The sequence below is a fragment of the Pedobacter sp. WC2501 genome (assembly GCF_052682415.1).
On sequence record NZ_JBQZFI010000001.1, the window covers coordinates 580,430 to 605,899 of the forward strand.

A 25,470-nucleotide genomic window follows, 5' to 3' on the forward strand; every position below is an offset into this window, starting at 1 on the left:
TAACGGTTTAACCTTTAAAATTGATATGTATTTATCTTTTACAAATAACGTACCACAAGAAAAATTGATTAAAAAACTTTAATTTTAATCACCTCAAAAAACAAACTATGAATCGTATCGACCGACTGTTCGGAATTTTAATCCTGCTTCAATCCAGAAAATACATTACCGCAGAAAAAATTGCAGAAAGATTTAATATGAGCATACGCACAGTTTATCGTGATATTAAAGCATTAGGCGAACAAGGGATACCGGTAAGTTTTGAGCAGTATAAGGGTTATTACCTGGTGCAGGGCTATTTTCTGCCGCCTGTTTCTTTTAATATGAACGAAGCCAATGCGCTGCTGCTGGTTGAAAGTTTAGTGAATGGATTTGCTGACAATTCTATTCGCTTGCATTATTCTTCAGCTTTGACAAAAGTAAAGGCTGTATTAAAAACGGGTCAGAAAGAAAAGCTCGAAACCTTAAATCAGCATATTAAATTGCAAATCCCGAAAAGGCTAAATTTTAACTTCGAGTACCTGTCGCTTATTCAACACGCCATTGCTGAAAAACACCTGATCGAGCTTGATTATAAAAACAATAAAGACGAGATAAGCAAAAGAGAGGTAGAACCAATCGGATTAATCTTTTATGCTTTTAGCTGGCATTTAATTGCCTGGTGCCATTACCGGAATGAATATCGTGATTTTAATCTTACCCGGATCATCTGCCTCAAAAATTTGGGGATTCCTTTCAGAAAAACGCAACACATGCCATTAAGCGATTACATGCATCTGCTTCCTGTAAATTATTAAGCCCCCGTTTCAATTCAATTAAAAATCCTCGTCATCTCGACTGAAGCGCAGCGAAATGGAGAGATCTATGCTCAATAGATTTCTCGACTCCGCTCGAAAGGACGACCTCATGTAAAATTATTTTTCCACACTGCCATAGGGTTGACAGTGGCCACTATTTCCTTTGTGTAAACAAACATCAAAAATCATGAGCATCGCTAACCTATTACTTATGGAATTACACACAATAGAAAAAACAAACCTGAAAAATATGGACATTATTAAATTATTATTGAAAGAATTAGCAGATGAATTTAATACGACAAAAAAATTCCTGGCTATTGTACCGGTAGAAAAATTTGACTGGGCACCGCACGAAAAAAGTATGAAAATGAAATCGCTCGCCGTTCATATTGCTGATTTGCCGAGCTGGGTTTCAATGGCTTTAACTACTGAGGGACTGGATTTTGAAACAGCACCTTATGTAGAACAACCTGTAGAAAATGCGGATGATCTGGTTAAAATCCTGGAGAAAAATTATGCACTGGGAAAAGCAGAATTAGAAAAAGCAACGGAGCAAGATTTAAATGGCCGCTGGGTATTGAGTATGGGCAAACAGGTTTTGGCCGATTATTCTAAATATGAAACCATCCGCCATTCACTTAGCCAAACCACTCATCACAGGGCACAGCTGGGCGTTTACTTAAGATTACTTGATATTCCTATCCCAGGCAGTTACGGACCAAGTGCGGATGACCAAAATTTTTAGTTTTTAATCATTCAGAATAAGCTATCGAAACCTGCTGCGTTTCGATAGCCTGTTTTGAAATGACTTCGCGATTACCACACTACCTTGATTTTCAATCTGTGCTTTGCTACTTTTAACAATGAAAAAAATATTGGCAATCTCCGGAAGCACGAAAGCAGTATCAACCAATGCACTTTACATCACTGCCATCTCAAGGCTTTTGAACAGCGAGTTCGAGGTAATCAACTTTTCATCCATCGCGTCCATTCCACATTTCAATCCTGATTTAGACCATGAAAATCCACCACAGGCTGTTGAAGCGCTTCGCTCAACCATCAAAAAAGCAGATGGAATCATTATCTCTACACCAGAATACGCAATGGGCTTACCAGGCTCATTAAAAAACCTGCTTGATTGGACGGTAAGCTCAGCATCATTTTCGGGTAAACCCGTTTTAGCACTTGTTGCTTCAACTCAGGGCGAGAAAGCCTATCAATCCATCATCGATATTTTAACAGTAATTGAAGCGAGGGTATCGCCCCAGCTTATTTCATTTGCTAAAGCGAAAATCAATGATGAAGGATCGATTATCGACAAGGAAACTTTAACCGCACTTAAAAGCACAATCGATTCATTTGTTGCCAGCATGAAGAATGGATAACACGATTTATTTCCGTAAAATTGCAGTATGAACAATAACTCTGCAACCCGTTTAAATAAATTCATCAGTGAAAGTGGATTATGTTCACGCCGTGAAGCAGACCGTTATATCGAAAAGGGTACAGTTTTCATCAATGGAAAAAGGGCTAAAGTAGGCGACCAGGTTTTTGCGGGCGATAAAGTGATGGTAAACGGCCATAATATCGAACCAAAAGAAGAAAGTAATTTCATCCTATTGGCCTTTAACAAGCCTGTAGGGATTACCAGTACTACTGAAGGTAGCGTCCGCGATAATATTGTAGATTATGTTAACCATAGCGAAAGGATCTTTCCAATTGGCCGGTTGGATAAAGATTCGTCAGGACTGATTTTCCTGACCAACAATGGCGATATTGTTAACAAAATTTTAAGGGCAGGGAATAAACACGAAAAAGAATACTTGGTTACCGTTAATAAACCAGTTACCGAAGATTTTATTTTCGAAATGAGTAACGGAGTTCCAATCTTAGGCGTAAATACTCGTAAGTGCAAAGTACGCCAGATCAGTACCTTTGTTTTCAATATCATATTAATTCAAGGTTTAAATAGGCAAATTAGAAGAATGTGCGAGCATTTTGGTTACGAAGTAACCAAACTAGAGCGAACACGCATCATGAATATCAGCCTTAAAGGCATCCCAACAGGGGAATTTAGGGAACTTACCGAAGAGGAGATGAAAGCGATTACCAAAAGTGTCGAACATTCGTCTTCTGAAGCTAAACCCAAAACAAAGAGCGCCAGCAAGAAAAAAACCAATGCCTGGGAGGAAATCACTGAACTTAGAGAAGAACAGCCCCAAAAAGCATTCAAGCCGAAAACACCTGCTCACAAATCATCAGGCAAGAAAGCAGCTGGCCACTCAAGCTCAAAACCCACTGGCAAAAATAATAGCACAAATAGAAATTCGAGACCAGCAAAAGGCAAGCCTGCAATCAAGCCAAACTCAAGAGGCAGAGGAAGATAAAGCTAATTAATTGTAAAATTTGGCATCTTGCAGGCCCCCTCAACCTTCTACCTTTCTGCCTTACAGCTTTTTTAAGTACCTTTGCAACAAATGGTAACAGCAAAAAAAACCGATATCCGTGCATTAGATCTACCTCAATTGCAACAACATCTTGTAGCGATGCAACAGCCTGCATTTAGGGCCAAGCAGATCTACCAATGGCTTTGGGAAAAATCGGCTACAAGTTTCGAGCAAATGAGTAATCTTTCTAAAGATCTTCGTAAGGCTTTGGACGATTCTTTTGCCATTAATGCTGTTCAGGTTAACAACTCTCAGTTCAGTAACGACCATACCATTAAAAATACTTTCAGGTTAGCAGATGGTAATATTGTAGAGGGGGTTTTAATTCCTCTGGAAGATCGCATGACTGCTTGTGTGAGTTCGCAGGTGGGCTGCAGTTTAACCTGTAAGTTCTGTGCCACTGGCTATATGGACCGTAAGCGTAATTTAAATGCTGATGAGATTTATGACCAGGTAGTATTGATTGATAAACAAGCCAAGCAGAATTATAACAATCCCCTTACCAATATTGTGTATATGGGCATGGGAGAGCCACTATTAAATTATGCCAATGTATTGAAGTCGATTGAGCGTATTACTGCTCCTGATGGCTTAAACATGAGCTATAAGCGCATTACGGTTTCTACTGCCGGTATTGCTAAAATGATCAAGAAACTAGGTGATGATGGTGCAAAATTTAATCTTGCATTATCCCTACATGCAGCTGATGATAAAAAGCGTAATGAGATTATGCCCATTAATGAAGCCAACTCATTAAAAGCATTGGCAGATGCGCTTAAATACTATTTCGCTAAAACGAAAAATCCGGTAACTTACGAATACATTGTTTTTAATCACTTTAACGATGAAATCTCTGATGCAATGGATTTAGCTAAATTCTGTAAACATATTCCCTGCAAGGTAAATCTGATCGAATACAACCCCATTTCTTTCGCCGATTTCACCAATGCAGAAGGCGACAAGATCGATGCTTTTTCTAATTACTTAAAAAGCCAGGGGATTAATACCAATATCCGCCGTAGCCGTGGTAAAGATATTGATGCCGCTTGTGGGCAATTGGCCGTTAAGGAAGAAGCGAACGCTTAAGCCATTTACTACAATATCATTAATACAATCTCTTTCATTTTTTGGAGCGCAGTTTCCTATGCATTTAGGTTGGGTTCCGTCCTGCTTTACGCTTAATCCTTTTGGGAAACCATTCTAACATAAACAATCATCTTTTCCCAAAAGGGATACCGCTTCCATCAGGGCTATTTAACCCTGGACAGAAGAAGGAAAACAGGTAAGATGTAAAACGGATGATGAAGTGGTCTCTGCGGAGATCAGCATGATCTGCGGGAACAACCCTTAACTTTTCTTAACGCTTTAATGGTGGGAAAATTTTATAGCTCCATTTACCACTAAGAAAATAAGAACATTAAGAAATAGAACATTTGCCTAATCCTTTTTATTTAACGTTTGCTAGAACTGAACAGGTAAGATGTAAAACGGGATGATGAAATGGTCTCTGCGGAGATCTGCGCGATCTGCGGGAACAAACCCTTAACTTTGCTTAACGCCTTAATGGTGAGAAAAGTTTATAGCTCCATTTAACATTAAGAGATTAAGGACATTAAGAAACAGACCTTTGCCTAATCATTTTTAACGCCTTAACAGTTTTAAATAATACACTTCAAAAAGCCCATAAACGAAGAAAACCCTTCAACATTTCTGTTAAAGGGTTTCTTTTTAAGATCTGGCACCGACCTACTCTCCCACGTGTTACCGCAGTACCATCGGCTCTGGTGGGCTTAACTTCTCTGTTCGGAATGGAAAGAGGTGGACACCACCGATATAGGCACCTGAATATTTTTATTTAAGACTAAAGAAGAAAGCTTAAAGAATAAAGCGTAATCCACCTTTGGTCTTTGCTCTTTCAGCTTTTAGCCTTTTAGTATTTTAGTATTCAATTTCGCTGGCCTTAAACACAAGGCCTTGTATATAACAAGAAAACCCTTCAACTTACCGTTAAAGGGTTTCTTTTTAAGATCTGGCACCGACCTACTCTCCCACGTGTTACCGCAGTACCATCGGCTCTGGTGGGCTTAACTTCTCTGTTCGGAATGGGAAGAGGTGGACACCACCGATATAGGCACCTGAATATTTTTATTTAAAGCTTAAAGGAGAAAGCTTAAAGGTTAAAGCATAACCTGCCTTTGGCCTTTGCCCTTTCAGCTATTCAGCTTGAAATGACATATTATTGAAAGAAGTTATTATGAAGAACAAACAACGAATGTTGTTGCTTTGAAAGCTTCGGATGATTAGTACTACTCGACTGTGCTGTCGCCAGCTTTACATCTATAGCCTATCAACGTAGTAGTCTGCTACGGTCCTATATGGAATTCTCATCTCGTGGCTAGTTTCGCACTTAGATGCTTTCAGCGCTTATCTATTCCCAGCGTAGCTACTCTGCAATGCCCCTGGCGGAACAACAGATTCACTAGAGGCTAGTCCAACCCGGTCCTCTCGTACTAAGGTCAGCCCCACTCAAAATTCCTACGCCCACAACAGATAGGGACCGAACTGTCTCGCGACGTTCTGAACCCAGCTCGCGTGCCACTTTAATCGGCGAACAGCCGAACCCTTGGGACCTTCTCCAGCCCCAGGATGTGACGAGCCGACATCGAGGTGCCAAACCTCCCCGTCGATATGAGCTCTTGGGGGAGATCAGCCTGTTATCCCCAGCGTACCTTTTATCCTTTGAGCGATGGCCCTTCCATGCAGAACCACCGGATCACTATATCCGTCTTTCGACCCTGATCGACTTGTCTGTCTCACAGTCAAGCAAGCTTATGCTATTGCACTCCGCGTACGGTTACCAAGCGTACTGAGCTTACCTTTGAAAGCCTCCGTTACCTTTTTGGAGGCGACCACCCCAGTCAAACTACCCATCAAACAATGTCTCCCTCATAAAGGGATTAGACACCGAATACAGAAAGGGTGGTATTTCAACGTTGGCTCCACGACGCCTAGCGACGCCGCTTCAAAGCCTCCCACCTATCCTACACATCCTGTATCCAATGTCAATGTTAAATTGTAGTGAAGGTGCATGGGGTCTTTCCGTCCCGTTGCGGGTACCCGGCGTCTTCACCGGGACCACAATTTCACCGAGCTCATGGCTGAGACAGCGCCCAGATCGTTACACCATTCGTGCAGGTCGGAACTTACCCGACAAGGAATTTCGCTACCTTAGGACCGTTATAGTTACGGCCGCCGTTTACTGGGGCTTCGATTCAATGCTTCTCTTACGATGACATCCCCTCTTAACCTTCCAGCACCGGGCAGGTGTCAGGCCTTATACTTCATCTTTCGATTTTGCAAAGCCATGTGTTTTTGTTAAACAGTCGCCTGGGCCTTTTCACTGCGGCTGACATTGCTGCCAGCGCCCCTTCTCCCGAAGTTACAGGGCCATTTTGCCGAGTTCCTTAGCCATGATTCACTCGAGCACCTTAGAATCCTCTTCCCGGATACCTGTGTCGGTTTGCGGTACGGGTTTTTATAACCTGGAGCTTAGCGGTTTTTCTTGGAAGTCTGATTACCTGCGCTATCCAATCAGCCGAAGCCTCTTGGTACTATCGACTTTCAGCAAGACCGGCGGATTTGCCTACCGGTCCTATACCTACAGCCTTTAACGATCTATTCCGTCAGATCGCGGCAGTGTCACTACTCCGTCCCCACATCGCAGTTATAAAAAGTACTGGAATATTAACCAGTTGTCCATCGAATTTCCCCTTCGGGTTCTCCTTAGGTCCCGACTAACCCTGATCCGATTAGCGTTGATCAGGAAACCTTATCCTTTCGGTGGGCGGGTTTCTCGCCCGCCTTATCGTTACTTATGCCTACATTTGCTTTTCTATAAGCTCCAGCACCCATTACCAGGTACCTTCGCTGCCGATAGAATGCTCCCCTACCGATATATTTCAATCCCATAGCTTCGGTGTACAATTTAATGCCCGTTTATTATCCATGCCCGATCGCTCGACTAGTGAGCTGTTACGCACTCTTTAAATGAATGGCTGCTTCCAAGCCAACATCCTAGCTGTCTGTGCAATCGGACCTCGTTAGTTCAACTTAACTGTAACTTGGGGACCTTAGCTGATGGTCTGGGTTCTTTCCCTCTCGGCGCGTGACCTTAGCACCCCGCGCCTCACTGCCGACTATATTATATAGCATTCGGAGTTTGTCTGGATTTGGTAGGATTTGACTCCCCCGCACCCAATCAGTAGCTCTACCTCTATATAACTCAACGTCGACGCTGTTCCTAAAAACATTTCGGGGAGTACGAGCTATTTCCCAGTTTGATTAGCCTTTCACCCCTACCCACAGATCATCCGGAAACTTTTCAACGTTTATCGGTTCGGTCCTCCAGTACGTGTTACCGCACCTTCAACCTGTCCATGGGTAGATCACAAGGTTTCGCGTCTACCTCCTCTGACTATACGCCCTATTCAGACTCGCTTTCGCTTCGGATCCGTGCCTGAAGCACTTAACCTTGCCAGAGAAGAGTAACTCGTAGGCTCATTATGCAAAAGGCACGCCGTCACGCCACCTGGACGCTCCGACCGCTTGTAAGTACACGGTTTCAGGTTCTATTTCACTCCCCTGTTCGGGGTTCTTTTCACCTTTCCCTCACGGTACTGGTTCACTATCGGTCTCTCAGGAGTATTTAGCCTTACCGGATGGTGCCGGCAGATTCCCACAAGGCGTCTCCGACCTCGCGGTACTCAGGATACTGCTAAGCTAGCATTCTATACGTGTACCGGGCTATCACCGTGTATCGCTGGGCTTCCCATCCCATTCCACTTCTGTTTGCTAATGCCACGTTGCAGTCCTACAACCCCCACTTTGCCGTAACAAAGTAGGTTTGGGCTCTTTCCCTTTCGCTCGCCACTACTTAGGAAATCATTGTTATTTTCTCTTCCTCTGCTTACTTAGATGTTTCAGTTCGGCAGGTTTGCTCATTATATGTGACTAGTCTTCAACTAGCCGGGTTGCCCCATTCGGAAATCTTCGGATTAATTCCTATTTGCAAATACCCGAAGCTTATCGCAGCTTATCACGTCCTTCATCGCCTCTGAGAGCCAAGGCATCCCCCGTGTACTCTTTATTACTTTCTTCTACTCATATGCCTTTTGCGCCATATGGTATGCTTTTTTGCTCTTGTTATGATGTCTCATACTTAATTCCGGCTTGCGCTTTGTTAAGTGAGCACAAACACAACAGTCGCCTATTGTTGTTTGCTCTTCTTTTTTAACTTCTTCCAATATGTCAAAGAACTTTACTAAGACCAGGTAAAGGGTATAAAGTCACAGGTTTCATTGTCTGCTCCTAAGCCTTTAGCTTCGTCTTGTTAGTAAAAACTGCGGTCTCGAACCGTTTCATACTTTTTTCACCGTATGTGCCCCGTGGCGTTTCTTCTTTTCTTAACCTTTATGTCAATGTATATTACCTATCCCGATAATAAGGTGTGTATTTCTGTTTTTTGAAAGCTTTCCTGCTTTGGTCTTTAAGCTTTAATGCCCAAATGTGGAGAATAACGGAGTCGAACCGTTGACCTCCTGCGTGCAAGGCAGGCGCTCTAGCCAGCTGAGCTAATCCCCCAGAGTATTGGTTTCCAGTTTTCAGTCCTTAGTTTCCAGTATGGTAACTGTTAACTCCAAACCGCCAATTGTAAACTTCAATGGTAGTCCCGTCCAGATTTGAACTGGAGACCCCTACATTATCAGTGTAGTGCTCTAACCAGGCTGAGCTACGGGACTGTTTGGTTAAGGTAGGCTTATTTAGTCGCAGTATATAGTATCTTACCGCTACTGCTTCCCTTTTGGCTTACCCTTCTTGTCTCCGTTAAGCTTACCTTATAGTAGCCCACCGTTTTCTTCTGGGTGTTTCTTTTTTCTCTTTTTAGTATAAAGTATCCGGTATCTAGTATCAAGACACGCCTTCCAGCTTTAGTCTTTTTCCTTTAACCTTATACCTTATTTAGAAATATCATGTTGCGTGGCGAGTAGGTGAGTCTACTCCAGAAAGGAGGTATTCCAGCCGCACCTTCCGGTACGGCTACCTTGTTACGACTTAGCCCCAGTTATCGGTTTTACCCTAGGACGCTCCTTGCGGTTACATACTTTAGGTACCCCCAACTTCCATGGCTTGACGGGCGGTGTGTACAAGGCCCGGGAACGTATTCACCGCGTCATTGCTGATACGCGATTACTAGCGAATCCAACTTCATGGGGTCGAGTTGCAGACCCCAATCCGAACTGTGAATGGCTTTGTGAGATTCGCACCATATTGCTATGTAGCTGCCCTCTGTACCATCCATTGTAGCACGTGTGTAGCCCCGGACGTAAGGGCCATGATGACTTGACGTCGTCCCCTCCTTCCTCTCTGTTTGCACAGGCAGTCTGTTTAGAGTCCCCACCATAACGTGCTGGCAACTAAACATAGGGGTTGCGCTCGTTGCGGGACTTAACCCAACACCTCACGGCACGAGCTGACGACAGCCATGCAGCACCTAGTTTCGTGTCCTTGCGGACTGGCCTATCTCTAAACCATTCACTAACTTTCAAGCCCGGGTAAGGTTCCTCGCGTATCATCGAATTAAACCACATGCTCCTCCGCTTGTGCGGGCCCCCGTCAATTCCTTTGAGTTTCAATCTTGCGACCGTACTCCCCAGGTGGAACACTTAACGCTTTCGCTTAGCCGCTGACTGTGTATCGCCAACAGCGAGTGTTCATCGTTTAGGGCGTGGACTACCAGGGTATCTAATCCTGTTTGATCCCCACGCTTTCGTGCCTCAGCGTCAATAAGACCATAGTAAGCTGCCTTCGCAATCGGTGTTCTGAGACATATCTATGCATTTCACCGCTACTTGTCTCATTCCGCCTACCTCTAGTCCATTCAAGCCCATCAGTATCAAGGGCACTGCGATAGTTGAGCTACCGTCTTTCACCCCTGACTTAACAGGCCGCCTACGCACCCTTTAAACCCAATAAATCCGGATAACGCTTGGATCCTCCGTATTACCGCGGCTGCTGGCACGGAGTTAGCCGATCCTTATTCTTCCGGTACATTCAGCTCTTTACACGTAAAGAGGTTTATTCCCGGATAAAAGCAGTTTACAACCCATAGGGCAGTCTTCCTGCACGCGGCATGGCTGGTTCAGAGTTGCCTCCATTGACCAATATTCCTTACTGCTGCCTCCCGTAGGAGTCTGGTCCGTGTCTCAGTACCAGTGTGGGGGGCCATCCTCTCAGATCCCCTAGTCATCGTCGCCTTGGTGGGCCGTTACCCCGCCAACTAGCTAATGACACGCATGCCCATCCCAATCCTATAAATATTTGAACATTGGATAATGCTATCCTGTGTTTTTATGCGGTGTTAATCCGGATTTCTCCGGGCTATCCCCCAGATTAAGGTAGGTTGCATACGCGTTACGCACCCGTGCGCCACTTTCAAATCCAGCAAGCTGGATAATCTCGTTCGACTTGCATGTATTAGGCCTGCCGCTAGCGTTCATCCTGAGCCAGGATCAAACTCTCCATTGTAAAATGTGTTGTAAGATGCTGACCAGTTTTAACTATTGTTAAAAATAGTCTTCTTTTTGTTATGTTGTCTGTTAGACACCACCTTTAAAATAAAGCTACGTAATCATGTACTTTGACCAGTACTCCATTACCTCGCTACGCTACATTGACATCTCTTTTAAGAACTTATTGACCTGTAAACCTCACGGCCGGTCATTTATATATCTTCAAACTTCAGTCCGTTCAAGTCTTGTTAGTCTTAAACGTGCTTACGTCTGTTTCAATCTTTTTTCCTATCTTCCCGACATCCGCCGTTCCGATTTTTTTACCCTTCCTTTCGGTTGGGAGTGCAAAGGTAAGGAACTTTTCCGGACTTCCAAATAAAATAAATTTTATTTTTTCAAGCCTTATTCTTTCCTTGTTTGCTTTTCAATAGGCCAGGCTTAACTGGCTTTCCGTTCTTCCGAACCGGGCTGCAAAGGTAGCAATCTTTTTCTCATCTGCAACATTTATTTAAAATAAATCCTGCTCTCCTCATCCCTATGCCGTCTTTTCAGTTTATTAACCTCTTCCTCCGAAGCGGGATGCAAAAGTAGGAAAATTCTGTACAATGCCAAAGGTTTTTTGTGGAATAACGAAGGGTTTAACGTAAGTTGATGGTTTTCAGCAGGAAAAAGTTTTGCCTCCAGCAAAACTTTTTGGTAAATCGGGTGTTTGCACCTCTTATAAACCTCGCAGGTTTTAAAAACTTGCGAGGTTTGACCTAAAAACTTACGAAGTTCCCTGCACCCTGCCATTAGAAACTTCGTAAGTTACCCCTGCCCTCCGCCACCTAAACCCGCTTTCCGTTTGTAGTGCCGGCTTCACGCCGGCACTACAAACGGAAAGCGGGGACATACCTATATAGTAGCACAACAACTGCTTTGCTAAAAAATAACCATTTAACTATATTTCACCCTAGCCTTAAAAACATAGTATTCCTCGTAAATATTTTATAAATTAGTTAGATGCTTCTGGTTAAACAATGGACTTCTGATTTGTTTGGACTGCTATTTCCAAATTTATGCAATGCATGCGGCACTGCTTTGTTTCGCCATGAAAAGTTGATTTGTTTAAAATGCTTATACGACCTCCCTTTTACCGACTATCATCAATATGCTGATAATAGGGTTGCCAAGCAGCTATGGGGCCGCTTACCACTTAATGCTGCAATGGCCATGTTATATTTTAGAAAAGGAGCGAAAGTTCAAAACTTAATACACAACTTAAAATATAACGGCAGAACAGATGTTGGTGTGTTATTAGGCAATATGCTGGGAGAAAGGCTGAAAACCGCAACGCTTTACCAGGATATTGATCTGGTTATTCCAGTTCCTTTACATCGCAAAAAATATAAGAGCAGGGGATATAACCAAAGTACCTTTATTGCGGGAGGAATTGCGGCGCAGATGGGGATTGGCATTAGCGAAGATCACCTGATCCGGAAGAATGCTACCGAGAGCCAAACTAAAAAAAGCAGGTATATCCGTTACGAAAACATGAGAGATGTGTTTAAGGTAAATTCTCCTGAAGACATCATCGGCAAACATGTTTTACTGGTTGACGATGTAATTACCACCGGGGCAACGCTTGAAGCCTGTGCCAACGTACTCTTAGCTATAGGAGCAATAAAAGTGAGCATAGCAGCACTTGCATTCGCAGAATAATTACCACTATACAATTTAAGTGCTATTGTAAGTAGCCAAACATTTTTCTAAGTTTGATTTATGCGTTTAAATATTGGTTTAGTGCTTTTGATTTCATTCTTTGGTTTAGCTTGCCGGAAAGGAGAGCGTATTACCACAGATTCAAATGCTAAACTCAATATCTCTGATAAAGAAGTATTATTTGATACCGTTTTTACTTCGGTGGGCTCAACAACCAGAAGAATAAAAATTGTAAATAAAAATAATGACGCGGTTAAAGTATCCGAAATCAGATTATCAGGCGGGAATACTTCGGCCTTCAGTATCAATATTAACGGAGAGCAAACGCAGCGTAAAAATGATCTCATCATAAACGGCCAGGATTCTATAAATCTTTTTGTCAAGGTTTCAATCGATCCAAATTCAACCAATCTACCCTTTCTGGTCCAAGATTCTATTCTATTAAATACAAATGGAAATAAACAGGTGATTCAGCTTTTAGCTTATGGACAAAATGCTATATTTATTAATGAATCTACAGTTAATGCGAACACCATCTGGACAAAAGCCTTACCCTATATTATCAATGGGTCATTAACCGTTAAGAGTGGCGCTTCATTAACCATCCAGCCTGGAACTAAAATTTATTTCCATAAGGATGCCAATTTAAACATAGAAGGAAATCTGATCGTTAATGGAAACTTTACTGAGCCTGTACTATTTTGTAGCGACAGGCTTGAACGAATTTATAGCGATGAGCCCGGGCAATGGAAAGGAATTTCCTTAAAACGCACCGGATATGGACTGATTAAAAATGCGATCATTAAAAATGCATCTGTTGGCATTACCTCCGATTCTTTATCTGTTAACAACAACCCCAAATTAATTTTAAGCAATAGCATTATTAAAAACATGCAGGTGGCAGCTTATATTGGCTACCATTCAGAACTGCTCGCATTTAATAATGTGATGTATAACTGCGGCAATTATTTGATATATGGCGTTGGGGGAGGGTATTATAATTTGAAACAGAATACCTTTGTTGGTTACAACATAAACTTTCCCCGTAAAACTGCTTCATTGAGCTTTTCAGATTATTTATCCGTAAATGCTTACAATAAACTTCAAATCGATTTAACTAATAACATCATTTGGGGAAGTTTAACTAATGAACTCGATATCCAAAAGAAAAGTTCTGCAATGGTGCAGCTCAATTTTTGGAGTAATTTAATCCGATGTACCAACAGCACTTATAACAGTAATGGCAATATTTTGAATATTGATCCATTATTCATCAACCAGGAAATGGAAAATTTTGAGCTCTCGGCGAATAGTGTAGCCAGAAAGAAAGGCGCTGATTTGAATACCGATCCTTATTTTACCGGTTATCTTAATAAAGATATCAAAGGCAACACAAGAATTTATCCCTCAACCTTAGGTAGTTACGAAAAATAATCACTTTTTTTTATTTTTCAAAAACAAATCACCTGGAAATCTCGTTTATATATACGAGAGCGTTAATTTAGATGGTAAGGGTCGATATTTCTTCTAAAGAATATCGGCCCTTTACTTTTTTAATAAGATTTTAAATTGCCACTCCCATTATTTTAGTCCATTTTTGCCTCTATCCCGATTATTTTTTTTTTTTGAAAGCTTCCGTTGTTGCAAAATGGCAGCCTGCGGTCCCGCTTTTCCTCCTGCCGTTTTAATTTACCGATATCAAAAATATACGGTTCAAAACGGCATCCGTTCAATCGGGCTTAGTTAACAAAGTCAGTATATAAATACCTCTATAATCAAAAAAGCAGCTACAAATTAATGCAGCTGCTTTATCTGTTGTTATGTTGTAAATTATTCTACGGTTACTGATTTGGCCAGATTTCTTGGCTGGTCTACATTACAACCACGCATTACCGCAATGTGATACGATAATAACTGAAGCGGAATAGTTGCCAAGAGCGGTAAAAAGGCTTCATTGGCATCAGGAATTTCAATACAGTAATCGGCCATTTTTTTCACCTCGGTATCGCCCTGGGTTACAATCGCAATTACTTTGCCTTTCCTTGCTTTTACTTCCTGTATATTGCTGATCACTTTTTCGTATGATGAATTCTGCGTAGCAATAAAAACCACAGGCATTTCTTCATCAATTAAGGCGATAGGACCATGCTTCATTTCTGCTGCAGGATATCCTTCTGCATGGATATAGGAAATTTCTTTAAGTTTTAACGCACCTTCTAAAGCTACAGGGAAACCACTTCCTCTACCTAAAAACAGACAGTTGGTAGAATCTTTAATCTTTTCTGCTACCTCTTTAATCAGGTCGTTCGATTCTAAAGCAATCTGGATTTTATCAGGAATATTATCGAGTTCGGTTAAAAGTTCGATCAGCTTTGAAGTAGTAATGGTTCCTTTTTGTTGTGCCATATAAAAGGCCATCAAAGTTAAAACCGTTACCTGTGCAGTAAATGCCTTTGTAGAAGCGACTCCGATTTCAGGACCAGCGTGAGTGTAAACACCCGCATGCGTTAAACGTGGAATGGAAGCACCCGCAACGTTACAAATTCCGAAAATAGTTGCCCCACGTTCTTTAGCCATCTCTATAGCTGCCATGGTATCAGCTGTTTCTCCAGACTGCGAAATGGCAATTACCACATCTTTTTCAGTAATAATCGGATTTCTATACCTGAATTCTGAAGCATATTCAACTTCAACAGGAATACGGGCATATTCTTCAATCAGGTATTCGCCAACCAAACCTGCATGCCACGATGTTCCACAGGCTACAATAATGATACGATCTATATTTTTTAATTTCTCTGCAAATTCTTTAATGCCGCCAAGCTGAACCTTTCCTTCTTCAGGATAAATACGGCCACGCATACAATCTTTAATCGAACGCGGCTGCTCGTAAATTTCCTTGAGCATAAAATGATCAAAGCCACCTTTCTCCAGCATTTCTAACTTTAACTGCAACTCCTGGATTAATGGCGTTTGCACCACATTATCCAATCTTTTAACTAAAAGATCATCTTTAGTAATCAGCGCAATTTCATTATCATTCAGATAGATTACATTTTTGGTGTATTCAATAATCGGTGTAGCATCAGAAGCGATAAAGTATTCTCCCTGGCCCACACCAATTACCATCGGACTGCCTTTTCTGGCTGCAATTAAACGATCAGGGTGATCCTGATCCATAATTACGATGGCGTAGGCGCCAATCACTTCCTTCAAAGCCAGACGAACGGCTTCCAAAAGATCTATATTTTCAATTTCCTGGATTTCTTCTACCAGATGAATGAGCACCTCCGTATCGGTATCGCTTTTAAATTCGTGCCCGCGGTTAATCAGCTCTTCTTTTAAAGTAGCATAGTTTTCTATAATGCCATTGTGTATAATTGACAGTTTACCATTGTTTGAAGTATGTGGATGGGAGTTACGGTCAGAAGGAACACCATGGGTTGCCCAACGGGTATGGCCCATACCAATAGTACCAGACTTATCCTGGTCTTTAGCAAACTCTTCTAAAACGGCTACTTTACCAGCTTTTTTATATATATGCTCTCCGCTTTCGTTCATTAATGCAATCCCCGCACTATCATAACCACGGTATTCTAATCTTTTTAGGCCTTTAAGTACAATTGGCCAGGCTTCTCTATAGCCAATATAGCCCACTATTCCACACATAATTTATATCTATTAATTTGGGATAAATATATAAAACAAACGTTTGTTTTAAAGCATTAAGCACTAAAGATCTTTTTGTTTAAACAAAAAAGCAGCTACAAATTAATGTAACTGCTTTTTATATATCATCACTAAATCGAATTACCTGTCCCTATTTATAAAGTGGAAATGCACTCACCAATTTAATCACTTCAGCTTTCACTGCATTTAAGTTGGCTTCATCTTCCGGATTAGTTAAAACCCTGTCGATTAATTCAACAATCTGCTCCATTTCGGTTTCTTTTAAACCACGGGTAGTAATGGCGGCAGTACCCACACGGATACCTGAAGTTACAAACGGTGATTTATCATCAAAAGGCACCATGTTTTTATTCACCGTGATTTCTGCTTTCTCTAAAGCATTTTCGGCTACTTTACCGGTGATGTTTTTATTGCGCAAATCAATTAACATCAAATGGTTATCCGTACCTCCAGAAATAATACCATATCCTTTTGCTACAAATGCTTTAGCCATTGCCTGTGCATTAGCAGCTACCTGTTTAATGTATGTTCCGTACTCCTCGCTTAAAGCTTCGCCAAAGGCAATTGCTTTAGCTGCAATAATATGCTCTAAGGGACCGCCCTGCGTACCAGGAAAAACCGCCATATCGAGCAGGTTACTCATTAAACGGATTTCGCCTTTAGGCGTTTTCAATCCCCATGGGTTTTCAAAATCCTGTCCCATCATAATCATACCGCCACGTGGCCCACGTAAAGTTTTGTGGGTGGTAGTGGTTACAATATGGCAATGCGGAAGAGGGTTGGCTAACAATCCTTTTGCGATTAAACCTGCCGGGTGAGAAATATCAGCCAAAACCAAAGCACCAATTTTATCAGCTACTGCACGGATAAAAGCATAATCCCACTCTCGTGAATAGGCAGAGGCACCGCAGATAATCAGTTTTGGCTTTTCAGCTAAAGCAACCTCTTCTAATTTTTTATAATCAATTAATCCAGTTTCTTTTTCTACCCCATAAAATAAAGGTTGATATAATTTACCCGAAAAGTTAACTGGCGAACCATGTGTTAAGTGCCCACCATGAGAAAGATCAAATCCTAATATTTTATCACCTGGTTGCAGAACAGCAAGCATTACCGCTGCATTAGCCTGTGCTCCAGAATGTGGCTGAACATTTACCCAAGCCGCGCCGAACAATTCTTTTGCCCTATCAATAGCAATCTGCTCTACCACATCTACTACCTGGCAACCGCCATAGTAACGTTTTCCTGGTAAGCCTTCCGCATATTTATTGGTCAGTACCGATCCGGCAGCTTCCATTACCTGCTTGCTTACAAAATTTTCTGATGCAATAAGTTCTAAACCATGCTCCTGGCGGTTTAATTCTTTATCGATAAGTTCAAAAATTTGGTTGTCGCGTGTCATTGTATATTTAGGTTTGTATTTTTTCTGCAAAAGTAAGGATTTCAAATTTAATTTAGGCCGTATCAGGATAATGCTTTCACATTAAAGTTGTTAAAGCCACTTCCAATGGTTATCTCTACCACTTGTTGCTGCAACATCTCTAAAATAGCCAGGAAATTATAAACAAAATGCACTTTATTTTCTGAGTTTTTAAGCACGAGGGCAAAATCGATCTGTTTATTGATATCGAGCAAGTTGACAATAAAGTGTTTTTGCTGTTCGATGGTGTAGGGATATTGGACCACAGTATGTTTAACTTCTTCACTGCGCAGCTCATACTTCTGCATGGTCCGGTGATAAACGGTTAACAGCTTATACAGATCCAATGATAAAAGCTCGTCCTGATTTGTAGACGAGGCGGCAGCCAATGTAAGATCGTATGAAATGTTACCCCTGTGGTTTTGCTTTAACCGCTCCTCTTCATAAACCTTCATTTCTTCTGCTGCAGATTTAAACTGTTTATAGGCAATCAGCCGTGCAATAAGGTCCTGCTCTGAGTTGATTTCGTTCCCAACCTCATCTACTTCGATCCTTGGCAATAACATTCTGGATTTAATCCGCATCAGGGTGGCAGCAACCAGAATAAATTCGCTGGCTACTTCTACATTTAAGGCAAGGAGTTGGTGGATATAAGCCAGAAAGTCGTTTGTGATCTTCGCAATCTCCACATCCTGTATATTAAGTTCATCGCGTTCAATAAAGAACAACAACAAATCGAAGGGACCTTCAAATACCGGAAGCTTTATTTCAAAATTTTCTGCCTGCATGTGTAACAACAAACATAATGAAAATTTTTACGCCCTTAAAGGCTAAACCGAATTCAAAACGGCCCATACTCCTCATTATTGGCTCTACCCTAACGCCTTACCGCTAAACGCTAATCACCAAACCCTTACCGCTAAACCCCAGCCGCTTAACCCGCTATAACAAACTGCTATTTTTCTCTTCTATATTAAAACAAATTTACCTTACTTTGTATCTTGTTTTTTCCCCTAAATTTCGAATGCAAGTAAAAGCTGGCCCCCTATTATCTAAAATTAACTATCCTGCTGATTTAAAGCAATATAGTGAAGCTGACTTAGTACAAATAAGCCAGGAATTACGACAATATATTATTGATGTAGTGAGTGTTAATGGTGGCCATTTTGGCGCCAGCTTGGGTGTGGTAGAATTAACCGTAGCCTTACACTATGCCTTAAATACCCCTTACGATAAGTTAGTTTGGGATGTAGGCCATCAGGCATACGGGCATAAGATCTTAACTGGCCGCCGGGATTTATTCCATACCAACCGTGTATATGGTGGCATTAGCGGTTTTCCAAAAATTTCCGAAAGTGAGTACGATACCTTTGGTGTTGGCCACTCTTCTACTTCCATTTCCGCAGCTTTAGGAATGGCGGTGGCTTCACAATTAAAAGGCGAAACCAACAGGCAGCACGTGGCTGTTATTGGCGATGGTGCCATGACAGCTGGTTTAGCTTTTGAAGGATTAAACCATGCAGGGATCGAAAACAGTAATGTACTGGTGATCCTGAATGACAACTGTATGTCTATCGATCCGAATGTTGGCGCGCTTAAAGAATATTTAACCAGCATCACCATTTCAAAATCTTATAATCGTTTTCGCGATGACATTTCTCATGTACTTACTGGGCTTTCTAAGCTTGGGCCCAATGCACATAAGTATGTAAAAAAGATTGAAAAAAGCATCAAAGGAACTCTACTCAAACAAAGTAATTTATTTGAGGCTTTAAACTTTAGGTACTTTGGTCCTGTTGATGGTCATGATGTGACACGTTTGGCGCAAACCATAAAAGATTTGTCTGCTATTCCGGGTCCTAAACTTTTGCATTGTATTACAGTAAAAGGAAAAGGTTTTGCACTGGCAGAAAAGGACCAAACCAAATGGCATGCCCCGGGTTTGTTTGATAAGATTACAGGCGAAATCAAAAAAAGTATTCCAGATAAGCCACAACCACCAAAATATCAGGATGTTTTCGGACATACCATGGTAGAACTGGCTGAGGCTAACGATAAAATTGTAGGCATTACCCCGGCAATGCCGTCGGGTTCGTCATTAAACATTATGATGAAAGCCATGCCAAAACGTGCCTTTGATGTAGGTATTGCAGAACAACATGCGGTAACTTTCTCTGCTGGCCTGGCCACGCAAGGATTGGTTCCTTTCTGTAATATCTATTCAAGTTTCATGCAAAGGGCATACGATCAGGTAATCCACGATGTAGCCATCCAGAAACTAAATGTAGTTTTTTGTCTGGACAGGGCTGGCCTGGCTGGTGCCGATGGTGCAACACATCATGGCGCTTATGATATCGCCTATATGCGCTGTATCCCAAATCTAATTGTCTCTTCTCCCATGAATGAAGAAGAGCTTCGTAACCTGATGTTTACGGCTCAACAAGAAAATATAGGGCCTTTTGTAATCCGTTACCCACGCGGAAATGGGGTAATGCCCGATTGGAAGAGACCTTTTAAAGCGTTGAAAATTGGTGAAGGGCGTAAAATTTGTGATGGTGAAGACGTAGCCATATTAACGATTGGCCACGTAGGTAATTTTGCTGTTGAGGCATGTACAGAATTAAATAGCGAGGGTTTTCATCCGGCGCATTATGATTTACGTTTTGTAAAACCATTAGATGAAGCTTTATTAAATGAGGTATTTTCTAAATACAAAAATGTCATCACTGTTGAAGATGGCTCATTACCAGGGGGAGTAGGTACTGCAGTATTGGAATTTATGGCCGATAATAATTATAATGCCAAGGTAGTCAGACTTGGAATCCCTGATAAGTTTATCGACCACGGAGAACAACCCGAGCTTTGGGCAGAATGTGGCTATGATAAAGACTCCATTGTTAAGGCAGTTAAAGAGGTTGCAGTTAAGCGCGTTACCGATACAATGGCGGGCTAAAGCCCGTTTATATCGGTAACATCAAGCTGATTGAGTGCTGACGGTGCAGAATTGACCAACATATAACTCCAACAGCCAACAGGCTCCAAAAAAAGGTCGTCATTGCGAGGCACGAAGATAACCGAACGATTGAGCTCATGAATACCTTTAAAAACAACTGCAAAAATGAATAATCTTAAAGCATACGCTGTTAGCGATCGTTGTAAGATTGCTTCGTCGGCTGAAAAAGCCTTCTCGCAAAGACGATTCCTCTCCAGAACATAACAATAGAACCCTCTGTCACTCATATTGATTTTAAACAATTAATTAATCCTCAGGATGACAAATCCTATATTTATGAGACAGCCTCATAACGATCGTGCTAGTTTCACAGGCTTAAAATCAGTCAGTATAAATAAATATTAACCGAACTGAGGCCTATAAGTCCTACCAGATTAATCCGCCTAATCCTGATTCCTTCTTTTTATTTCAGTTTGGAGATCCAAAATTACCCGATTGATCACATGATTAACCTGGTCAATCATTGGGATAAGTTCCGAAACCGGGGCATTTTCATCGCTCAGGGATTCAATATCCCTTATCACACGCTGGATTGAGATAATTCCGAGGTGATCAATAGTAGATTTAAGTTTGTGAGCCTGCTTTGAAATAGTTTGAAGTTCTGTATTTTCCAAAGCATTGTTTAGATCATTGAGGGCAATGGGCATCTGATCACAGAACAGCTGAATCATTTTGGTCACAAAATCCTCCCTCCCTTTACTAATAACATACAGGCCATCCAGGTTGTAAAGTGGAAGCGCAGCCTCAGGGTGATCAGGCGTTACTGTTTTTTTCACCATCCATTTATCGATTACCTTAACAAAAAGTTCTTCGTTTATCGGTTTTGTAATATAATCGTCCATTCCCGCAGCAATACATTTTTCCCTTTCCCCGCTTATTGCGGAGGCTGTGAGGGCAATGATAGGCCCTTTATAGCCCCCATCCCTTAATAATCTTGTTGTATCGTAGCCATTTAGGACAGGCATTTGAATATCCATAAGAATGAGGTCAAAATCTTCTTTATCTACCATTTCAAGCGCTACCTCTCCACTCTCGGCAACCATAATCTGGGGACCAAAGTTCAATAGTATAGTTGAAGCAACAAGCCTGTTCATTTCATTATCGTCAACTATGAGAATTCTCTTACCCGAAAACAGGTCATCACTAAGCACTAATTTTGGCTCCACGGGAAGATCGGTATCAATACCTTTCTTCAGCCTGATGACAAAAGAAATGGAAGAACCCCTCCCTTTTTCACTTTTAACATTAAAATATCCTCCCATCTGGCTAACCAGTTTTTTAGATATACTCATTCCCAAACCAGTGCCGCCATATCTCCTGGATACAGATTCGTATTCCTGGCTGAAATTGTCAAAAAGAAGCTTGATGAATTCGGGTTCCATTCCTATTCCTGTATCCTTCACCAGGACCTCAATTTCCTGAGCATCATCGAAATCAGCCAGAAGGCTTAGCGTAAGTGATACAGATCCTTTATCGGTAAATTTTATGGCGTTGCTTAGCAAATTCAATACTACCTGACTAATCCTGAAAGGATCTCCTATCAAAACGGGTATGATATCATCATAATCGGGTTGAAGATAATGGATGACCAAGCCTTTTTTTTCAGCCCTGTGTATAATCACCTGAATAACCTCCCGGAGCACTTTTGAAATATTCAGCCCGATATATTCGAGATTCACTTTACCGGCCTCAATCTTCGAAAGATCTAAAATATCATCAATAATTACCATTAGGTTTTTTGATGCTGTTTGTATGGTCTGGATGCAGTAATCCTGCTCAACAGTAAGATTAGTCCTGGAAAGCTGGTTAACCATGGTGATGATTGCATTCATGGGTGTTCTGATCTCATGACTCATATTCGCCAGAAACATGTCCTTGCTATTGGCCGCTTTTTCAGCCTTTAATTTTGCAGCGTTCAGTTCGAGTTCCTGTCCCTTGTTGCGGGTTATTTCAAAATTGACCAGGAGAGAACCGATTACTTCACTTTTATCGTTAAAATTTATGGTCCTGCATACCAGCCACCATTTCCGCTCGCCTTTCGCATCCAAATACTGGATTTCACTCAATTCTGAAGTGATGCTTTCATAATTTATCGCATCACCCTCGCTTGAGAATAGCTTACCGTTAAACAGTTCTGAGACTGATCTGCCCTTAATATCCTCAAAATCATATCCTGATATTTCACAAAAGCTGTTATTTGCATACACGATCTGCTCTTTCATATCCAGTTCCAGCAAACCAAGCTTCATATTTGCGATAACATTATGGTAACTGCGTTCGTTAACCGAAAACGGAAAGCTTTCTATTTGGGGATCTTTATTGCCATCAAGCTCAAAACTTCCTTTAGCTGGCATCCCCTTATCAAGAGTTGATTGCCCTGATCCCGCGAAAAAAAACAAATTTTGATCAAAGATTTTCTCCCATCTCCCAATGATCTTTAAAGGCTGTTTTTTCATGGTCATCCCGGTGTTCCCTAAATCAGGATATTGATCATCTTCACCGATATGGAGATCTTCGAAATGATCGGAAATCGGCTCACCGATATAGTTACCGATAATTTCTTCCAGGTTATTTCCCAGTTCTACTATATTCATATCTGCATCAACGATGACAAAAAACGGAAATAGCCGGTTAAGCTGGCCGCTGTCTAGGGACAAAAGGTTTCTGTTTATCATTTTTATACTACAATAGCGGTAAATTAGACTATATCATCCAGGCAGGACATAATACCTTACCTTATTTCCCTGCCAATTAGAACAATAACAGTAAGCCAAAGTTCTATGAAAAGAAAAATTATACTTAAGCCATATCAGCTTATCTGATGGATTTTTAATACTCCATAAAAGAATAAAAAAAGTTATTTATTTTTTTTTCTTTATAATTGCATTGAAATGTCGCCGTGCCTAAATTAGATTTATTATTTATCAAAACTAAAATTATTTCGAATTTATTAACGGGTTAACTAAGATAATAATTTATTGAAAATCAATTTTACATTCAAATGGTTGGCCACTACTTTCATACAGGGACTCTGCCAAAGAATTACATAAAAGTCCTATTCCATTAACGCTTCTTCAATAATGAATCAACAGAATAACCCTAAAATACATATTCTCCTTGTTGAGGATGATGAATTTATGCAGGCAATACTTGAAGAGATATTGCAGACTAAATACCGCATAGATATTAGGCCTGACGGAATGACTGCACTCACTTTCTTACAGAACGGAAACCTTCCTGATCTGATTATATCTGATTTAAATACACCCAATATGAGTGGCCTTGAGCTGATCGAACAGCTAAAGACCAGTGACTTTTTCAGTTCCCTGCCAATTATGATATTATCAGGAGAGGAGAGTTCGGATAAACGCATAAAATGCCTGGAAGCTGGTGCCGATGACTTCATGGTTAAACCCTTCAATCCTGCTGAACTGGAAGCCAGAATAAAAATGGTGCTAAGACGGGCCGGAAAAAGCAATTTTTGATGGCAGAGGAAGATATTAACGGCCCGGTTGAGCTCCCCATCATAGCCATGGTAGGCTTCGAGGACTATACACAACGTGCCTTTTTTGAAAACTGTAGATTTGAAGGGGCACGACTTGCCTATTTTGACAATGGCTTGAAGCTGGCGCAGGAATGGGCTGAACAGGAGCTTGAAATCGTAGCCATCATATCTAACAGCGAAATCCTGTCGAACGGTGGCCTTACGCTTATCGAAACCCTCAAAAATATACAGCTGCCAAGCGTACCTTTTTTTCTGGTTGTAAAGTATTTCAATCCGAATTTAAGGATCCTGGCCCTTACAGCAGGGATCTCCGATGTATTCCGCCTGCCTATGCATCAAACCCGTGTAGAAAAACGTATTAATTTTTTTATCCGGAACTGGGCGGCGCTAACCAAAAGCCTTGCCATCAGGCCAAATGTGGTACGCCCAATCGGATTGGCAAAAAGAATCTTTGACATTTTCTTTGCCGGTGCTGCACTAATCATGTTATCTCCTTTACTGCTGCTGGTTATGCTTTTAATATGGCTGGAATCAAAAGGGCCTGTTTTTTACTACTCACGGCGCGCCGGTACGGGATTTAAAGTATTTAAATTTTATAAATTCCGCTCCATGTATATTGATGCAGATAAAAAGATTAAAGATCTGATGCATCTTAATCAGTATGATGTAGACCGGGCTGAACAAAAAACAACAGCCGGCGATACCGTCCTTTGCCAGGACTGCTTACAGGCTGGAAAATGCCAATATCCGTTATATGGCGATGGTGTCCAGTGGTGTGAAAAAGACGGGGGTTATTTTAGTATTGCCAATAGCGGATCTGCATTTTTCAAAATCGCAAATGATCCAAGGATAACAAAGATCGGCAATTTCATCAGAAACACGAGTATCGATGAACTGCCACAGCTCTGGAATGTAATTAAAGGAGACATGAGCATTGTTGGGAACAGGCCATTGCCAATTTATGAAGCTGAAAAACTTACGACAGACAGGTATGTACTGCGATTTGCCGCACCGGCAGGAATAACAGGATTATGGCAAGTAGAGAAACGGGGAAAAGGAGAGATGAGTGAAGAAGAGCGCCTGCTTCTTGACAATACCTATGCAAAGAACCAAAGTTTTTCGAACGATATTAAACTCATCCTAAAGACGATCCCAGCCCTTTTCCAGAAAGAGAGCGTTTAACCTTCAGCGAATCTTTGAGGGAGAAATAAAAACCCTATTGTGGTGGTTCAAATAATTCTGTAAAACTTTCCCATTCCCTGATTTCCAATGCTGTTGGCTGAAGGAAAAGGCAAAACTTCTAAGAAAATCATTTTTCCCCCATTT

At 41.4% G+C, this 25,470-nt stretch carries 14 protein-coding genes, 2 tRNA genes and 4 rRNA genes; 10 read left to right on the forward strand and 10 right to left on the reverse strand.

Translation table 11 applies throughout. The features are described 5' to 3' along the window. The first annotated feature begins 107 nt into the window (after positions 1-107). The 5 genes from ACUN24_RS02555 (at position 108) to rlmN (ending at position 4,333) form a co-directional block, all read left to right on the forward strand. Entirely contained in the window at positions 108-797 is a 690-nt protein-coding gene (locus ACUN24_RS02555; protein ID WP_445561106.1) for a helix-turn-helix transcriptional regulator, read from the forward strand. A 211-nt stretch (positions 798-1,008) separates the two neighbouring features. After that, entirely contained in the window at positions 1,009-1,545 is a 537-nt protein-coding gene (locus tag ACUN24_RS02560) for a DinB family protein (RefSeq protein ID WP_445561107.1), read from the forward strand. Positions 1,546-1,663: 118 nt separating this feature from the next. Then, entirely contained in the window at positions 1,664-2,185 is a 522-nt protein-coding gene (locus ACUN24_RS02565) for an NADPH-dependent FMN reductase (RefSeq protein WP_445561108.1), read from the forward strand. 27 nt (positions 2,186-2,212) lie between these two features. Beyond that, the gene (gene rluF, locus ACUN24_RS02570; protein ID WP_445561109.1) at positions 2,213-3,187 is read left to right on the forward strand and encodes a 23S rRNA pseudouridine(2604) synthase RluF; all 975 of its coding nucleotides are present in this window, start codon (positions 2,213-2,215) and stop codon (positions 3,185-3,187) included. Between the two features lie 90 nt (positions 3,188-3,277). Continuing rightward, positions 3,278-4,333, forward strand: a complete 1,056-nt coding sequence (gene rlmN / locus ACUN24_RS02575) for a 23S rRNA (adenine(2503)-C(2))-methyltransferase RlmN (RefSeq protein WP_121287348.1) — start codon at positions 3,278-3,280, stop codon at positions 4,331-4,333. Between the two features lie 647 nt (positions 4,334-4,980). Here the strand turns inward: rlmN and rrf (ACUN24_RS02580) are convergent. The 6 genes from rrf (ACUN24_RS02580) to ACUN24_RS02605 all read right to left on the reverse strand — a co-directional run bounded on the left by rrf (ACUN24_RS02580) (position 4,981) and on the right by ACUN24_RS02605 (position 10,831). Next, positions 4,981-5,092 (reverse strand): 5S ribosomal RNA (gene rrf / locus ACUN24_RS02580). A gap of 182 nt (positions 5,093-5,274) precedes the next feature. Continuing rightward, positions 5,275-5,386: ribosomal RNA gene (gene rrf, locus ACUN24_RS02585) — 5S ribosomal RNA — on the reverse strand. A gap of 142 nt (positions 5,387-5,528) precedes the next feature. Further along, positions 5,529-8,403 (reverse strand): 23S ribosomal RNA (locus ACUN24_RS02590). A 410-nt stretch (positions 8,404-8,813) separates the two neighbouring features. Next, positions 8,814-8,887, reverse strand: a tRNA-Ala gene (locus ACUN24_RS02595). An 80-nt stretch (positions 8,888-8,967) separates the two neighbouring features. Continuing rightward, positions 8,968-9,045: transfer RNA gene (locus ACUN24_RS02600), tRNA-Ile, on the reverse strand. A gap of 264 nt (positions 9,046-9,309) precedes the next feature. Continuing rightward, a 16S ribosomal RNA gene (locus tag ACUN24_RS02605) occupies positions 9,310-10,831 on the reverse strand. Together the 16S, 23S and 5S rRNA genes with 2 tRNA genes alongside form the textbook arrangement of a ribosomal RNA operon. Positions 10,832-11,817: 986 nt before the next feature. On the opposite strand from ACUN24_RS02605, the gene ACUN24_RS02610 reads away from it, so the two are divergent. Then, entirely contained in the window at positions 11,818-12,516 is a 699-nt protein-coding gene (locus ACUN24_RS02610; protein WP_445561110.1) for a ComF family protein, read from the forward strand. 60 nt (positions 12,517-12,576) lie between these two features. Beyond that, positions 12,577-13,950, forward strand: a complete 1,374-nt coding sequence (locus ACUN24_RS02615) for a hypothetical protein (protein WP_445561111.1) — start codon at positions 12,577-12,579, stop codon at positions 13,948-13,950. Between the two features lie 396 nt (positions 13,951-14,346). Here ACUN24_RS02615 and glmS read toward each other — a convergent pair whose 3' ends face one another. The 3 genes from glmS to ACUN24_RS02630 form a co-directional block, all read right to left on the reverse strand. Further along, positions 14,347-16,185, reverse strand: a complete 1,839-nt coding sequence (gene glmS, locus ACUN24_RS02620) for a glutamine--fructose-6-phosphate transaminase (isomerizing) (protein ID WP_445561112.1) — start codon at positions 16,183-16,185, stop codon at positions 14,347-14,349. A gap of 151 nt (positions 16,186-16,336) precedes the next feature. After that, on the reverse strand, positions 16,337-17,608 hold the full coding sequence (gene glyA, locus ACUN24_RS02625; RefSeq protein ID WP_445561113.1) for a serine hydroxymethyltransferase: 1,272 nt from the start codon (positions 17,606-17,608) through the stop codon (positions 16,337-16,339). Positions 17,609-17,670: 62 nt separating this feature from the next. Next, positions 17,671-18,414 (reverse strand): segregation and condensation protein A, encoded by a 744-nt coding sequence (locus tag ACUN24_RS02630; RefSeq protein ID WP_445561114.1) that lies wholly within the window; start codon positions 18,412-18,414, stop codon positions 17,671-17,673. 236 nt (positions 18,415-18,650) lie between these two features. Here ACUN24_RS02630 and dxs point away from each other — a divergent pair, with 236 nt between their 5' ends. Then, the gene (gene dxs, locus ACUN24_RS02635) at positions 18,651-20,579 is read left to right on the forward strand and encodes a 1-deoxy-D-xylulose-5-phosphate synthase (RefSeq protein ID WP_445561115.1); all 1,929 of its coding nucleotides are present in this window, start codon (positions 18,651-18,653) and stop codon (positions 20,577-20,579) included. Positions 20,580-21,022: 443 nt separating this feature from the next. Here the strand turns inward: dxs and ACUN24_RS02640 are convergent, their stop codons facing one another. Next, positions 21,023-23,314 carry an ATP-binding protein gene (locus ACUN24_RS02640; protein WP_445561116.1) on the reverse strand — a complete coding sequence of 764 codons (2,292 nt, stop codon included), beginning with the start codon at positions 23,312-23,314 and terminating at the stop codon, positions 21,023-21,025. A gap of 405 nt (positions 23,315-23,719) precedes the next feature. On the opposite strand from ACUN24_RS02640, the gene ACUN24_RS02645 reads away from it, so the two are divergent. Next, a complete protein-coding gene (locus ACUN24_RS02645; RefSeq protein ID WP_445561117.1) occupies positions 23,720-24,124 on the forward strand; it encodes a response regulator in 405 nt (134 codons plus the stop codon). Beyond that, entirely contained in the window at positions 24,124-25,326 is a 1,203-nt protein-coding gene (locus tag ACUN24_RS02650; protein WP_445561118.1) for a sugar transferase, read from the forward strand. The genes ACUN24_RS02645 and ACUN24_RS02650 overlap by 1 nt, the downstream gene beginning before the upstream one ends. Positions 25,327-25,470 lie beyond the last annotated feature (144 nt).

Bases quoted from the DNA above. Each gene is read 5' to 3' on its own strand.
- ACUN24_RS02555 (WP_445561106.1), top strand. From the start codon at position 108: ATGAATCGTATCGACCGACTGTTCGGAATTTTAATCCTGCTTCAATCC.
- ACUN24_RS02560 (WP_445561107.1), top strand. From the start codon at position 1,009: ATGGAATTACACACAATAGAAAAAACAAACCTGAAAAATATGGACATT.
- ACUN24_RS02565 (WP_445561108.1), top strand. From the start codon at position 1,664: ATGAAAAAAATATTGGCAATCTCCGGAAGCACGAAAGCAGTATCAACC.
- rluF (WP_445561109.1), top strand. From the start codon at position 2,213: ATGAACAATAACTCTGCAACCCGTTTAAATAAATTCATCAGTGAAAGT.
- rlmN (WP_121287348.1), top strand. From the start codon at position 3,278: ATGGTAACAGCAAAAAAAACCGATATCCGTGCATTAGATCTACCTCAA.
- ACUN24_RS02610 (WP_445561110.1), top strand. From the start codon at position 11,818: ATGCTTCTGGTTAAACAATGGACTTCTGATTTGTTTGGACTGCTATTT.
- ACUN24_RS02615 (WP_445561111.1), top strand. From the start codon at position 12,577: ATGCGTTTAAATATTGGTTTAGTGCTTTTGATTTCATTCTTTGGTTTA.
- glmS (WP_445561112.1), bottom strand. From the start codon at position 16,185: ATGTGTGGAATAGTGGGCTATATTGGCTATAGAGAAGCCTGGCCAATT.
- glyA (WP_445561113.1), bottom strand. From the start codon at position 17,608: ATGACACGCGACAACCAAATTTTTGAACTTATCGATAAAGAATTAAAC.
- ACUN24_RS02630 (WP_445561114.1), bottom strand. From the start codon at position 18,414: ATGCAGGCAGAAAATTTTGAAATAAAGCTTCCGGTATTTGAAGGTCCC.
- dxs (WP_445561115.1), top strand. From the start codon at position 18,651: ATGCAAGTAAAAGCTGGCCCCCTATTATCTAAAATTAACTATCCTGCT.
- ACUN24_RS02640 (WP_445561116.1), bottom strand. From the start codon at position 23,314: ATGATAAACAGAAACCTTTTGTCCCTAGACAGCGGCCAGCTTAACCGG.
- ACUN24_RS02645 (WP_445561117.1), top strand. From the start codon at position 23,720: ATGAATCAACAGAATAACCCTAAAATACATATTCTCCTTGTTGAGGAT.
- ACUN24_RS02650 (WP_445561118.1), top strand. From the start codon at position 24,124: ATGGCAGAGGAAGATATTAACGGCCCGGTTGAGCTCCCCATCATAGCC.